This window comes from Citrobacter sp. MGH100, assembly GCF_001034465.1.
Classification (GTDB): domain Bacteria; phylum Pseudomonadota; class Gammaproteobacteria; order Enterobacterales; family Enterobacteriaceae; genus Citrobacter; species Citrobacter youngae.
The window spans coordinates 23,723-37,123 of sequence record NZ_KQ089807.1; the positions used below are offsets into that span (position 1 = coordinate 23,723).

The following is a 13,401-nucleotide window of genomic DNA, read 5'->3' on the forward strand; positions in this document are numbered from 1 at the left end:
CGAGAGTTACTCGTCTTCCAGCTCGATGTTGATACCCAGCGAACGAATCTCTTTCAACAATACGTTGAAGGATTCCGGCATGCCTGGTTCCATCTGATGGTTGCCGTCCACGATGTTTTTATACATCTTAGTACGACCGTTCACGTCATCAGACTTAACGGTGAGCATTTCCTGCAGGGTGTATGCTGCGCCATATGCTTCCAGCGCCCACACTTCCATCTCCCCGAAGCGCTGACCACCGAACTGCGCCTTACCACCCAGCGGCTGCTGAGTAACCAGGCTGTAAGAACCGGTAGAACGCGCATGCATCTTGTCATCAACCAGGTGGTTCAGTTTCAGCATGTACATGTAGCCAACGGTAACCTGGCGCTCGAACTGCTCACCGGTACGACCGTCGAACAGTGTGATCTGACCGGAAGTCGGCAGGCCACCCAGCTGTAACAGTTCCTTGATTTCAGACTCTTTCGCACCGTCGAATACCGGCGTTGCGATCGGCATACCTTTTTTCAGGTTTTCAGCCAGACGCAGAACTTCTTCATCACTGAAGGTATTCAGGTCAACTTTCTGACGAACATCTGAACCCAGATCGTAAGCACGCTGGATGAATTCGCGCAGTTTCGCGACTTCCTGCTGCTGTTTCAGCATGGCGTTGATCTTATCGCCGATACCTTTTGCAGCCATACCCAGGTGGGTTTCAAGGATCTGACCGATGTTCATACGCGATGGTACGCCCAGCGGGTTCAGTACGATATCTACCGGCGTACCGTTAGCATCGTGTGGCATATCTTCGATCGGGTTGATCTTAGAGATAACACCCTTGTTACCGTGACGACCTGCCATCTTATCACCAGGCTGGATCCGACGTTTAACCGCCAGATAAACCTTAACAATCTTCAGCACGCCCGGTGCCAGATCGTCGCCCTGAGTGATTTTACGGCGTTTCGCTTCGAGTTTTTTCTCAAACTCGTGCTTCAGTTCGTCGTACTGTTCAGCCAGTTGTTCCAGCTGATTTTGTTTCTCTTCGTCGGTCAGGCCGAGTTCTAACCAGCGGTCGCGCGGCAGTTTGTCGAGCTTCTCAGCTTCAACACCACCGGAAACCAGCACAGCGTAGATACGGCTGAACAGGCCAGCTTCGAGGATCTGCAGTTCTTCAGACAGGTCTTTTTTCGCCTGCTTCAGCTGCATCTCTTCGATTTCCAGCGCACGTTTGTCTTTTTCTACGCCATCGCGAGTAAAGACCTGAACGTCGATAATCGTACCGGAAACACCGTTTGGCACGCGCAGAGAAGAGTCTTTAACGTCAGACGCTTTCTCACCGAAGATCGCACGCAGCAGCTTCTCTTCTGGCGTCAGCTGGGTTTCACCTTTCGGCGTTACCTTACCAACCAGAATGTCGCCACCGGTCACTTCTGCACCAATGTAAACGATACCGGATTCATCCAGTTTGGAGAGCGCGGCTTCACCCACGTTCGGGATGTCAGCAGTGATCTCTTCTGGCCCCAGCTTGGTGTCACGAGACACACATGCCAGTTCCTGAATGTGGATGGTGGTGAAACGGTCTTCCTGGACAACACGCTCGGATACGAGGATGGAGTCTTCGAAGTTGTAACCGTTCCATGGCATGAATGCCACGCGCATGTTCTGACCCAGCGCCAGTTCACCGAGGTCGGTGGACGGACCGTCTGCCAGCACATCACCACGTTCAACCGGCTCGCCCAGAGATACGCAAGGCATCTGGTTGATACAGGTGTTCTGGTTAGAACGGGTGTATTTGGTCAGGTTATAAATGTCGATACCTGCTTCGCCCGGGTACATCTCGTCTTCGTTAACTTTGATAACGATACGGGAAGCATCCACGTACTGAACAGTACCGCCACGTTTAGCAACTGCAGTAACACCGGAGTCAACGGCAACAGCACGTTCCATACCGGTACCAACCAGCGGCTTATCAGCGCGCAGAGTCGGAACCGCCTGACGTTGCATGTTCGCACCCATCAATGCACGGTTGGCGTCATCGTGTTCCAGGAAGGGGATCAGGGACGCACCGACGGATACCACCTGCTGGGTGGATACGTCCATGTAGTCAACCTGGTCGCGGCTGAACAAGCTGGATTCGCCTTTGCTACGGCAGGTAACCAGATCTTCTACAAAGTGGCCTTCGTCATCCAGGTTGGAGTTCGCCTGAGCGATAACGTAGTTGCCTTCTTCGATAGCAGACAGGTAGTGGATTTCGTCAGTTACAACACCGTCGGTCACTTTACGGTACGGCGTCTCAAGGAAACCGTATTCGTTAGTCTGTGCATACACGGACAGGGAGTTGATCAGACCGATGTTCGGACCTTCAGGCGTTTCGATTGGACATACGCGACCATAGTGAGTCGGGTGTACGTCTCGAACTTCGAAGCCTGCGCGTTCACGGGTCAGACCGCCTGGGCCGAGCGCAGAGATACGACGTTTGTGCGTAATCTCAGACAGCGGGTTGTTCTGGTCCATAAACTGAGACAGCTGGCTGGAACCAAAGAACTCTTTCACTGCTGCAGAAATCGGCTTGGCGTTGATCATATCCTGAGGCATCAGGGTATCCAGATCGCCCAGAGACAGACGCTCTTTCACCGCACGCTCAACACGCACCAGGCCAACGCGGAACTGGTTTTCCGCCATTTCGCCTACGGAACGGATACGACGGTTGCCGAGGTGGTCGATATCATCGACTTCGCCTTTACCGTTACGGATATCGATGAGCTTCTTCATCACTTCGATGATGTCGTCTTTGCTCAGGATACCGGAACCTTCGATTTCGTCGCGCAGCAGAGAACGGTTGAACTTCATACGACCAACCGCAGACAGGTCATAGCGGTCTTCGGAGAAGAACAGGTTCTCAAACAGGCTTTCAGCAGCTTCACGAGTCGGCGGCTCACCAGGGCGCATCATGCGGTAGATTTCTACCAGCGCGCTCAGACGATCGTTGGTTGGGTCGACGCGTACAGTTTCAGAAATGTACGGACCGTGGTCCAGATCGTTAGTGAACAGCGTTTCGATACGTTTGTGGCCAGACTGGCTCAGCTTAGCCAGCAGATCCAGGCTCAGCTCCATGTTAGCTGCGCAGATCAGCTCGCCAGTAGATTCGTCAACGTAGTCTTTAGCCGCAACTTTACCAGCAATGTATTCAACCGGAACTTCGATATGTTTGATATCGTCTTTTTCCAGTTGGCGAATGTGGCGCGCAGTGATGCGACGGCCTTTTTCGACGTACACTTTGCCGTTAGCTTCGATGTCAAAGGAGGCGGTTTCACCACGCAGGCGTTCCGGCACCAGTTCCATCTGCAGCTTGTTGTCACGAATTTCGAAAACAACTTTCTCAAAGAACAGGTCAAGGATCTGCTCAGTGGTGTAGTTCAGCGCACGCAGAATAATGGTCGCAGGCAGTTTACGGCGACGGTCAATACGTACGAACAGGTTGTCCTTCGGATCGAATTCGAAGTCCAGCCAGGAACCACGGTAAGGAATGATGCGCGCGTTATACAGCACTTTACCCGAAGAGTGGGTTTTACCTTTGTCGGAGTCAAAGAAGACGCCAGGACTACGGTGCAGCTGAGAAACGATAACACGCTCAGTACCGTTGATAACAAAGGTACCGTTGTCAGTCATGAGCGGAATTTCGCCCATGTAGACTTCTTGTTCTTTAATGTCTTTTACGGTGCCTTCCGGCGCTTCGCGCTCGTAGATCACCAGACGCAGTTTTACGCGCAGCGGTGCGGAATAGGTCACGCCACGGATCTGACATTCCTGAACGTCAAACACCGGTTCGCCAAGGCGGTAGCTGACGTATTGCAGCTCGGAATTACCGCTATAGCTCTGAATCGGGAAAACGGAACGGAAAGCTGCTTCCAGACCATACTGCCCTTCAGGATCTTGCTCGATGAACTTCTGAAACGAGTCAAGCTGGATAGAAAGGAGATAAGGTATGTCCAACACTTGTGGACGTTTACCAAAATCCTTACGAATACGTTTTTTCTCGGTATAGGAGTAAACCATTAGGGTTCCTCAGCTCGCTGACAAGTCGACCCATCTGTCCGACGAAGGGACAGTTTGTGCAACACTATTTTGTTGACCGGAAAATCGAATACTTTCCGCAATGCCTGTTGCTATCACGCTTAAACCATTTCATTGCGATTTACACAGAACTGACGCTCTGTCGCAGTATATTAAGGCGTCGATAGAAACAAGCATTGAAAGGCACAGCAGTAGTCAAACAGTGTGAAATGCTACTGGCGCCTTACAGCGCAAAAAGGCTGGTGACTAAAAAGTCACCAGCCATCAGCCTAATTTCTTAGGCTGCAACCAGAAAAGTTGGCTTATTTAACTTCAACTTCAGCGCCAGCTTCTTCCAGAGATTTTTTCAGTGCTTCTGCGTCGTCTTTGCTCACGCCTTCTTTCAGCGCAGCCGGTGCAGATTCTACCAGGTCTTTAGCTTCTTTCAGACCCAGGCCAGTTGCGCCACGTACTGCTTTGATAACAGCAACTTTGTTAGCGCCAGCAGCTTTCAGAATTACGTCGAATTCAGTTTTTTCTTCAGCAGCTTCAGCCGGGCCCGCAGCTACAGCTACAGCAGCAGCAGCAGAAACACCGAATTTTTCTTCCATTGCAGAAATCAGTTCTACAACGTCCATTACGGACATAGCGGATACTGCTTCAATGATTTGATCTTTAGTGATAGACATTTAAATTGTTCCTGAAAATCAGAATAAGTTTATACGTAAGCAGATGCTTGAGAAAGATAACTGCGATTAAGCAGCTTCTTTCGCATCGCGTACAGCAGCCAGAGTACGAACCAGTTTGCCAGCCGAAGCTTCTTTCATGGTTGCCATCAGGCGTGCAATTGCTTCTTCGTAGGTCGGCAGGGTTGCCAGGCGATCGATGTTCGATGCCGTGATCAACTCACCTTCAAAGGCTGCGGCTTTGACCTCAAATTTTGCATTCGCTTTCGCGAACTCTTTGAACAGACGAGCAGCAGCGCCCGGGTGTTCCATAGAGTATGCAATCAGGGTCGGACCAACAAACGTGTCTTTCAGGCACTCGAACTGAGTACCTTCAACGACGCGGCGCAGCAGGGTGTTACGAACAACACGCATGTATACGCCAGCTTCACGACCTGCTTTACGCAGTTCAGTCATTTTATCTACAGTTACGCCACGGGAATCCGCAACTACTGCAGACAGCGCGCCTTTGGCTACTTCGCTGACTTCAGCAACAATCGCTTGTTTGTCTTGAAGATTTAAAGCCATTAGCTTTGCTCCTGGATGTTTGCCGGAACTCATGTTCCGGAACTCACTTCACTCTCCCCAACGGAGAGAGCGTCTAAATACGGTGAGCAGAAACAAGCCAGAGTATCAGAAATAATCTTAGCGTTCTGTCACCGTCTACGCAGGGCATTAAGTTTCTGACGAAACACCTGCGGTCTTCGACGGAGGCCTGGATAGGCCAGGCTCCAACGAACAAATCTTGTCTATGACTTCGCCCTTTGAACCGTAGCTGCGTTAGCTGCTCTCGTTCACACCGGTCATGTAGTTAACTACACTCCCGGCGATTCACTCAATTGCTGCTTTGCTACAATTCAAATGACTCGCATAGAGTTCTGTTTATTTCAACAGAAACGTGGGGGTAAGATTGTAGACAAAATCACCGCCCACGTAAAGGCGAATATTAGTTCGCCACAGTCGCAGTCAGACCGGACTGATCAACGGCAACACCAGCACCCATGGTGGTGGAGATGCTAACTTTCTTGATGTACACGCCTTTTGCCTGAGTCGGTTTTGCTTTTTTCAGCGCAACCAGCAGAGCTTCCAGGTTTTCTTTCAGTTTGTCAGCGTCAAAATCCACTTTACCGATGGTGGTGTGGATGATGCCGTTTTTGTCGTTACGGTAACGAACCTGACCCGCTTTAGCGTTCTTAACAGCTTCAGCAACGTTAGGGGTTACAGTACCAACTTTCGGGTTTGGCATCAGGCCGCGCGGACCCAGAACCTGACCCAGCTGGCCAACAACGCGCATTGCATCCGGGGAAGCAATAACAACGTCAAAGTTCATTTCGCCTTTCTTGATCTGGTCAGCCAGATCTTCCATACCTACCAGCTCAGCGCCTGCAGCTTTAGCAGCTTCAGCGTTTACGCCCTGGGTAAATACGGCTACGCGAACGGAACGGCCAGTACCGTGCGGCAGTACAGTTGCACCACGTACGTTCTGGTCAGATTTACGAGCGTCGATGCCGAGGTTAACAGCAACGTCCACGCTTTCTACGAATTTAGCAGTGGCCAGCTCTTTCAGCAGAGCGATAGCTTCGTTGATGTCGTACTGCTTAGTAGCATCAACTTTGTCACGGATCACGGACATGCGCTTGGTCAGTTTAGCCATTTCTTAGTCCTCCACTACCAGGCCCATGGAACGTGCAGTACCTTCAATGGAGCGAGTCATCGCTTCAATGTCGGAACCAGTCATGTCGGCAGCTTTGGTCTGCGCGATTTCCTGCAACTGAGCGCGGGAAATTTTACCCACTTTGTCTTTGTTCGGCTTGCCGGAACCAGACTTGATACCAGCCGCTTTCTTCAGCAGAACTGCTGCCGGAGGCGTTTTGGTAACGAAAGTGAAAGAACGGTCAGCGTAAACGGTGATAACAACCGGGATCGGCAGACCTTTTTCCATGGAATCAGTCTTAGCGTTGAACGCTTTGCAGAATTCCATGATGTTCACGCCTTGTTGACCCAGTGCTGGACCTACCGGCGGACTCGGGTTAGCCATACCAGCTGCAACCTGCAGCTTGACATAGGCTTGGACTTTCTTAGCCATTCTAAATTCCTCTGATTGGGTTATAGCGCCTCAAGGAGGCTCCCCGTGATTAAATTCGTTTTACGGATAGGATCCATAAAAACAAAAGGCGCGAAATTGTATTCCAATCTCGCGCCTTGTGCAACGATTAAATCGTCGCTTTTTTGATCGGCGTATTAGGCTTTTTCAACCTGAGCGAAGTCCAGTTCAACCGGAGTCGCACGACCGAAGATAGATACGGAAACTTTCAGACGAGACTTCTCGTAGTCCACTTCTTCAACGACGCCGTTAAAGTCAGCAAACGGACCGTCGCTAACGCGAACCATTTCACCTGGTTCAAACATCGTTTTCGGACGCGGCTTATCGCCAACCTGCTGCAGACGGTTCATGATCGCATCAACTTCTTTGTCGCTGATCGGCGCCGGACGGTCAGATGTACCGCCGATAAAGCCCATCACACGCGGCACACTGCGCACCAGGTGCCAGCTTGCATCATTCATCACCATCTGGACCAGTACATAGCCCGGGAAGAATTTACGTTCGCTCTTGCGACGCTGGCCGCCACGGATTTCGACCACTTCTTCGGTCGGCACCATGACTTCACCAAACAGCTCTTCCATATTTTGTAACTTGATATATTCGCGCAGCGATGTGGCTACGCGGCCTTCAAAACCGGAAAACGCCTGAACGACGTACCAGCGCTTTTTAGGGGCTTCAGACATCTTAGAACCTCAGGCCAGTGATAAAGGATACCAGGCGAACCAGAATACCATCCAGTCCCCACAGGATCAGTGACATTACCGCAGTGACCGCAGCAACGATCAGCGTGGTGTGCAGCGTTTCCTGGCGAGTTGGCCAAATGACCTTACGGACTTCGGTTCTCGCTTCACGGGCAAAAGCAACGGTCGCTTTACCTTTTGTTGTCAACAGCGCGACACCACCCGCTGCGGCAATCAGAATCACTACGGCCAGCGCACGCAGCGGCAGCATCATGTCACGATAGAGGTAGTTGCCAACGATAGCTACAAGCAGCAATACAGCGACAACAACCCACTTCATCGCTTCCAGGCCGCGCCCGCTTCCTTGAGCTTCGGTATTCGCACTCATAAACCAACCTGTCAGAAGTATTCTACAAACATTTTCACCCCGCGTAAGCGAGGCGATCCAAACCGAAATGCTCTGGTGCGTTTCGGACTAAACGCCCTCTTCAGAGCCTGTCTCAGCAATGATTATGACAAAAAAAATCACTGATGAGCCAGGTTCTGGTGTGAAAGCGTGCAAAAAGGGCATCAAATGATGCCCTTTTATTGCGCATTGCGTCAAATGTTATTCGGCAATTAGCTCATTACTTTGGCAACAACGCCCGCACCTACAGTACGGCCGCCTTCACGGATTGCGAAACGCAGACCGTCATCCATCGCGATTGGGTGGATCAGGGTAACAACCATTTTGATGTTGTCGCCCGGCATTACCATCTCTACGCCTTCCGGCAGTTCGATGGTACCCGTCACGTCAGTAGTACGGAAGTAGAACTGCGGACGGTAGCCTTTGAAGAACGGAGTATGACGGCCGCCTTCGTCTTTGGACAGAATGTACACTTCAGATTCGAACTTGGTGTGCGGCTTGATAGAGCCCGGCTTAGCCAGTACCTGACCACGTTCGATTTCTTCACGTTTGATACCACGCAGCAGAACACCAACGTTCTCACCAGCACGGCCTTCGTCCAGCAGTTTGCGGAACATTTCAACGCCAGTACAGGTAGACTTAGCAGTCTCTTTGATACCAACGATTTCAACTTCTTCACCAACTTTGATGATACCGCGTTCTACACGACCGGTAACAACGGTACCACGACCGGAGATGGAGAATACGTCTTCGATTGGCAGCAGGAACGGCTTATCGATAGCACGTTCTGGTTCCGGGATGTAAGAATCCAGGAAGCCAGCCAGTTCGATGATTTTCGCTTCCCACTCTGCTTCGCCTTCCAGCGCTTTCAGAGCAGAACCACGAACGATCGGAGTGTCGTCGCCCGGGAAATCGTACTGAGACAGAAGTTCACGAACTTCCATTTCTACCAGTTCCAGCAGCTCTTCGTCATCAACCATGTCGCATTTGTTCAGGAACACGATGATGTACGGAACGCCTACCTGACGACCCAGCAGGATGTGCTCACGAGTCTGCGGCATCGGGCCGTCAGTCGCAGCAACAACCAGGATCGCGCCGTCCATCTGCGCAGCACCGGTGATCATGTTTTTAACATAGTCGGCGTGGCCCGGGCAGTCTACGTGTGCGTAGTGGCGAGTCGGGGTGTCATATTCAACGTGAGAAGTGTTGATGGTGATACCACGTGCTTTTTCTTCCGGCGCGTTATCGATCTGATCGAATGCGCGAGCAGCACCGCCGTAGGTTTTAGCCAGAACGGTAGTGATTGCAGCGGTCAGCGTTGTTTTACCATGGTCAACGTGGCCGATAGTACCGACGTTAACGTGCGGTTTAGTACGTTCAAATTTTTCTTTAGACATCGATTGTCCCTCTAAGACACGGATAAATCGGTGATATCACCACATCAACCAGGCAATATACCTGAGCTGTTGAATGCTTTTAAAAGTAAACAGAGAGAAACGGGAGGGAGAAGTGAAGTGGTGCTGATACCCAGAGTCGAACTGGGGACCTCACCCTTACCAAGGGTGCGCTCTACCAACTGAGCCATATCAGCACGTCTGGAGCGGGCAGCGGGAATCGAACCCGCATCATCAGCTTGGAAGGCTGAGGTAATAGCCATTATACGATGCCCGCATCCTGAAACTCGGCTACCCAGTTCTTTCTGTAACAAAAAAGAGATTTCTCTCTTTTATGTTTGAGCTGATTAAATTTTTTAACCAACTCAGGCGGCGATAACGCTGCCAGAAAGTGGTGGTGGGGGAAGGATTCGAACCTTCGAAGTCTGTGACGGCAGATTTACAGTCTGCTCCCTTTGGCCGCTCGGGAACCCCACCGGACTTGATGGTGCCGACTACCGGAATCGAACTGGTGACCTACTGATTACAAGTCAGTTGCTCTACCTACTGAGCTAAGTCGGCATCAAGTAGCGCGCATTTTATGGATACCTGCGTGCTCATGCAACTAAAAAATTGCATAAAATGTTCTTCCGCTCACATTTTGCACTATACGCCCGATAAATAATCTATTTCTTATCTGAATTGCACAAATTTCCAACGTTGAGCGTTATAACCGGAGAGGGTTTTGCTCCGTTATTCACGTCCAGACAGAGAGAAAGCACATCTTTATACATCTGGAATACTCGTCACAATGCTTTTCAGGGGACGATTTTTTCTTATTATTCCCCCTCATCTGGTGTTACCCTCCTGCCCATTGTCCAAATTAACTGAAATGTGCGTGCCATTGCGTGCCGGGGATGATTTCGTTTTTTATCACTGACCTGATATAGCAATGACAGCCAGACCATGCGTATGAGTATAAAAGAGCAAGCGTTAACGTCGCCTTACCTACAGTTTGATCGCAACCAGTGGGCTGCGCTTCGTGATTCAGTGCCGATGACCCTGACCGAGGAAGAGATTGCTCGTCTTAAAGGCATTAACGAAGACTTATCGCTGGAAGAAGTTGCCGAGATTTATTTGCCTCTATCGCGTTTGCTAAACTTTTACATCAGTTCGAACCTGCGACGTCAGGCAGTGCTGGAGCAATTTTTAGGCACGAATGGCGAGCGTATTCCTTATATCATTAGTATTGCTGGCAGCGTCGCCGTCGGTAAAAGTACGACAGCGCGCGTTTTGCAGGCACTGCTTAGCCGCTGGCCAGAGCACCGCAAAGTTGAGCTGATTACGACCGATGGGTTTCTTCACCCAAACCAGGTGTTGAAAGAACGCGGGCTCATGAAGAAGAAAGGCTTCCCTCAGTCTTATGATATGCACCGTCTGGTAAAATTTGTTTCCGACCTGAAGTCAGGCGTCCCTAACGTCACAGCGCCGGTCTATTCTCATCTGATCTATGATGTGATCCCTGATGGTGACAAAACCGTTGCCCAGCCGGATATATTGATTCTCGAGGGGTTAAATGTATTACAAAGCGGAATGGACTATCCCCACGACCCGCATCATGTATTTGTTTCTGACTTCGTCGATTTTTCTATTTACGTTGATGCGCCAGAAGAATTACTCCAGACATGGTATATCAACCGCTTCCTGAAATTCCGTGAAGGGGCATTTACCAACCCTGACTCTTATTTCCATAACTATGCAAAATTATCAGAAGATGAGGCTATCAACACTGCCACATCGCTATGGAAAGAAATCAACTGGCTGAATTTAAAGCAAAATATTTTACCAACGCGTGAAAGAGCCAGCTTGATAATGACTAAAAGTGCCAATCATGCCGTTGAGCAAGTCAGGTTAAGAAAATAAATAAAAAAGGGGAGCCGATGTTCCCCTTCTTCTTATTATTCAGCGCTTCTGAGCGATATTTCCCCACCCATCCATGGCTTTATCTCACCATTCTGCTCAAGCAATAGTGCACCTTGAGCATCTATTCCCCGCGAGATACCAAATATTTCTTTATCGCCAATAATGAGTTTAACCGGGCGGTTGATAAAGTTATCAAGTGCCTTCCAGCGTGATAAATAAGGCACTAACCCCTCTTGCTCAAACAGTATCAGTGCAGCACGAAGCTCGCGGATCAGTCGAGCCGCAAGAGTATTACGGTCAATGTTTATGCCTGCTTCCTGTAGGTTAATCCACCCCTGATTAACCACATTCTCTTCGACCCGGCGCATAGACATGTTAATTCCGGCACCAATAACGATCTGCGCCGCATCGCCCGTCTTACCAGTGAGTTCAACCAGGATCCCTGCCAGTTTACGGTCGAGTAAATAGAGGTCGTTGGGCCATTTTACACGGACTTTATCCGCACCCAGATCGCGCAAAACCTCAGCCATGACGATACCAATGACCAGACTCAGACCAATTGCAGCGGCCGGCCCTTGTTCCAGCCGCCAGAACATCGAGAGGTATAGGTTAGCGCCAAAGGGAGAGAACCATTTACGTCCACGGCGGCCGCGCCCGGCCTGCTGATATTCAGCGACGCAGGCATCCCCTGACTCCAGCTGACCTATTCGGTCCATCAGGTACTGATTGGTTGAGTCGATAACCGGCAGGACAGTGATATTTCCACCATCCAGTTGAGAATGAATAAGTGAGGCATCTAATAGCTGGATAGGTTCAGGTAAGCTATATCCTTTACCAGGGACAGTAAATACATCAACACCCCAGTCACGTAGCGTCTGGACATGCTTATTGATTGCCGCACGGCTCATTCCCAGCGTTTCACCGAGTTGCTCACCGGAGTGAAATTCGCCATCGGCTAATAATGAAATAAGCGTCAGGGGGACGGTATTATCCTTCATGCAACGATCTCCACGGCATTCACCTCACCCTGCGGGCCGATAAACCGGACTTCCGGTTCGAGCCAGACATTGAATTTCTCACCGACTTTTTGGCGTACGTGATGCGCAAGTTGCACCACATCCTGACTCGTCGCATGCTCTGCATTTATCAGCACCAGTGCCTGCTGCTGATGTACCGCTGCGCCACCGATGCGCATGCCTTTAAGCTGGCATTGATCGATAAGCCAGCCAGCAGCCAGTTTCACAGAACCATCAGCCTGCGGGTAATGAGGCGCAATCGGAAATTTCGCCAATAGTTCCTGTGCGATATCCGAACTGACAACCGGATTTTTGAAGAAACTCCCCGCATTACCGTTTACTTTTGGATCGGGCAGCTTTGTGGTGCGCATATGACAAACAGAATCAAAAACCTGCTGAGGCGTTACCGTTGCAGGATCCAGGCGCGTCAGGTCACCGTAAGTGAGGACGGGCTGCCACTGTTTAGGTAAACGCAGCCCAACGGCTACAATCGCGAAACGATCCTGGTACTCATGCTTGAAGATACTGTCGCGGTATCCAAATCGGCATTCTGTGGCACTTACACGCAGATGCTTACCGGTAGCCAGTTCAATGCAGTCCACATATTCGCAAACACGCTGAAGTTCCACACCATAAGCACCAATATTCTGGATTGGCGATGAGCCAACACAGCCGGGAATAAGCGCCAGGTTTTCCAGTCCAGGCATGCCAAGCTGCAATGTATGCTGTACCAGATGATGCCAGTTCTCACCAGCCCCAACGTGTAGGTACCACGCGTCAGGCTTCTCTGTAACCTCTATACCTTTGATACGGTTGACGATCACCGTTCCCTGGAAGGTATCAAGAAACAGGACGTTACTCCCTTCGCCCAGGATCAGTACTGGATGATGTGATGCATTGGCTAATTGCCAGGCATTCAGTAGTTGTTGCTCATTTTCGGCGCGGACAAGTTCATTAGCTTGTTGATCGATACCGAAGGTGTTCCAGGCTTTAAGGGAGTGATTCATAGACGCTTTCCTGATGCAAAATCGCGCTTAGTTTACCGCATATGCTGCAGGATGGCTTGTGTTATGGAGGCTCAGGATGTTGCTTTGCCCCCGATGGTACGCGCTGCAGCCGTACTTATTGCCTGATGCGCTGCG

At 50.5% G+C, this 13,401-nt stretch carries 11 protein-coding genes, 4 tRNA genes and 1 pseudogene; 2 read left to right on the forward strand and 14 right to left on the reverse strand.

Annotated features, from left to right (window positions below):
- Positions 1-6: 6 nt before the first annotated feature.
- From rpoB to SK32_RS23935, 12 genes are all read right to left on the reverse strand, one after another.
- The gene (gene rpoB, locus SK32_RS23880; protein ID WP_003033111.1) at positions 7-4,035 is read right to left on the reverse strand and encodes a DNA-directed RNA polymerase subunit beta; all 4,029 of its coding nucleotides are present in this window, start codon (positions 4,033-4,035) and stop codon (positions 7-9) included.
- 320 nt (positions 4,036-4,355) lie between these two features.
- Positions 4,356-4,721: a 50S ribosomal protein L7/L12 gene (gene rplL / locus SK32_RS23885; protein WP_000028882.1), complete on the reverse strand. Its 366-nt coding sequence runs from the start codon at positions 4,719-4,721 to the stop codon at positions 4,356-4,358.
- A gap of 66 nt (positions 4,722-4,787) precedes the next feature.
- A complete protein-coding gene (gene rplJ, locus SK32_RS23890; protein WP_005132895.1) occupies positions 4,788-5,285 on the reverse strand; it encodes a 50S ribosomal protein L10 in 498 nt (165 codons plus the stop codon).
- Between the two features lie 418 nt (positions 5,286-5,703).
- Positions 5,704-6,411 carry a 50S ribosomal protein L1 gene (gene rplA / locus SK32_RS23895; RefSeq protein WP_048214124.1) on the reverse strand — a complete coding sequence of 236 codons (708 nt, stop codon included), beginning with the start codon at positions 6,409-6,411 and terminating at the stop codon, positions 5,704-5,706.
- Positions 6,412-6,414: 3 nt separating this feature from the next.
- A complete protein-coding gene (rplK, locus tag SK32_RS23900) occupies positions 6,415-6,843 on the reverse strand; it encodes a 50S ribosomal protein L11 (protein WP_003033122.1) in 429 nt (142 codons plus the stop codon).
- A gap of 155 nt (positions 6,844-6,998) precedes the next feature.
- The gene (gene nusG / locus SK32_RS23905) at positions 6,999-7,544 is read right to left on the reverse strand and encodes a transcription termination/antitermination protein NusG (protein WP_003033125.1); all 546 of its coding nucleotides are present in this window, start codon (positions 7,542-7,544) and stop codon (positions 6,999-7,001) included.
- A gap of 1 nt (position 7,545) precedes the next feature.
- The gene (secE, locus tag SK32_RS23910; protein ID WP_003033128.1) at positions 7,546-7,929 is read right to left on the reverse strand and encodes a preprotein translocase subunit SecE; all 384 of its coding nucleotides are present in this window, start codon (positions 7,927-7,929) and stop codon (positions 7,546-7,548) included.
- A 230-nt stretch (positions 7,930-8,159) separates the two neighbouring features.
- Positions 8,160-9,344 carry an elongation factor Tu gene (gene tuf, locus SK32_RS23915; protein WP_003031109.1) on the reverse strand — a complete coding sequence of 395 codons (1,185 nt, stop codon included), beginning with the start codon at positions 9,342-9,344 and terminating at the stop codon, positions 8,160-8,162.
- Between the two features lie 118 nt (positions 9,345-9,462).
- Positions 9,463-9,538, reverse strand: a tRNA-Thr gene (locus SK32_RS23920).
- A gap of 5 nt (positions 9,539-9,543) precedes the next feature.
- Positions 9,544-9,618, reverse strand: a tRNA-Gly gene (locus SK32_RS23925).
- Between the two features lie 115 nt (positions 9,619-9,733).
- A tRNA-Tyr gene (locus SK32_RS23930) sits at positions 9,734-9,818 on the reverse strand.
- Between the two features lie 8 nt (positions 9,819-9,826).
- Positions 9,827-9,902 (reverse strand) — tRNA-Thr (locus tag SK32_RS23935).
- Between the two features lie 19 nt (positions 9,903-9,921).
- Between SK32_RS23935 and SK32_RS26570 the strand changes: the two are divergent.
- Together SK32_RS26570 and coaA are read left to right on the forward strand one after the other, a co-directional pair.
- Positions 9,922-10,002: pseudogene (locus tag SK32_RS26570) on the forward strand (hypothetical protein); the annotation flags it as partial.
- Between the two features lie 290 nt (positions 10,003-10,292).
- Complete coding sequence (gene coaA / locus SK32_RS23940; RefSeq protein ID WP_043018507.1) at positions 10,293-11,243, forward strand: type I pantothenate kinase; 951 nt, start codon at positions 10,293-10,295, stop codon at positions 11,241-11,243.
- 35 nt (positions 11,244-11,278) lie between these two features.
- Here the strand turns inward: coaA and birA are convergent, their stop codons facing one another.
- The gene (gene birA / locus SK32_RS23945; protein ID WP_048214125.1) at positions 11,279-12,241 is read right to left on the reverse strand and encodes a bifunctional biotin--[acetyl-CoA-carboxylase] ligase/biotin operon repressor BirA; all 963 of its coding nucleotides are present in this window, start codon (positions 12,239-12,241) and stop codon (positions 11,279-11,281) included.
- On the reverse strand, positions 12,238-13,266 hold the full coding sequence (gene murB, locus SK32_RS23950) for a UDP-N-acetylmuramate dehydrogenase (protein ID WP_048214126.1): 1,029 nt from the start codon (positions 13,264-13,266) through the stop codon (positions 12,238-12,240). Before murB ends, birA begins: the two co-directional genes overlap by 4 nt.
- Between the last annotated feature and the right edge of the window lie 135 nt (positions 13,267-13,401).

What these genes read in the sequence shown, in the direction of transcription:
- rplA (WP_048214124.1), bottom strand. Translation starts at nt 6,411, where the DNA reads ATGGCTAAACTGACCAAGCGCATGTCCGTGATCCGTGACAAAGTTGAT.
- nusG (WP_003033125.1), bottom strand. Translation starts at nt 7,544, where the DNA reads ATGTCTGAAGCCCCTAAAAAGCGCTGGTACGTCGTTCAGGCGTTTTCC.
- secE (WP_003033128.1), bottom strand. Translation starts at nt 7,929, where the DNA reads ATGAGTGCGAATACCGAAGCTCAAGGAAGCGGGCGCGGCCTGGAAGCG.
- birA (WP_048214125.1), bottom strand. Translation starts at nt 12,241, where the DNA reads ATGAAGGATAATACCGTCCCCCTGACGCTTATTTCATTATTAGCCGAT.
- rplK (WP_003033122.1), bottom strand. Translation starts at nt 6,843, where the DNA reads ATGGCTAAGAAAGTCCAAGCCTATGTCAAGCTGCAGGTTGCAGCTGGT.
- coaA (WP_043018507.1), top strand. Translation starts at nt 10,293, where the DNA reads ATGAGTATAAAAGAGCAAGCGTTAACGTCGCCTTACCTACAGTTTGAT.
- murB (WP_048214126.1), bottom strand. Translation starts at nt 13,266, where the DNA reads ATGAATCACTCCCTTAAAGCCTGGAACACCTTCGGTATCGATCAACAA.
- rplJ (WP_005132895.1), bottom strand. Translation starts at nt 5,285, where the DNA reads ATGGCTTTAAATCTTCAAGACAAACAAGCGATTGTTGCTGAAGTCAGC.
- rplL (WP_000028882.1), bottom strand. Translation starts at nt 4,721, where the DNA reads ATGTCTATCACTAAAGATCAAATCATTGAAGCAGTATCCGCTATGTCC.
- tuf (WP_003031109.1), bottom strand. Translation starts at nt 9,344, where the DNA reads ATGTCTAAAGAAAAATTTGAACGTACTAAACCGCACGTTAACGTCGGT.
- rpoB (WP_003033111.1), bottom strand. Translation starts at nt 4,035, where the DNA reads ATGGTTTACTCCTATACCGAGAAAAAACGTATTCGTAAGGATTTTGGT.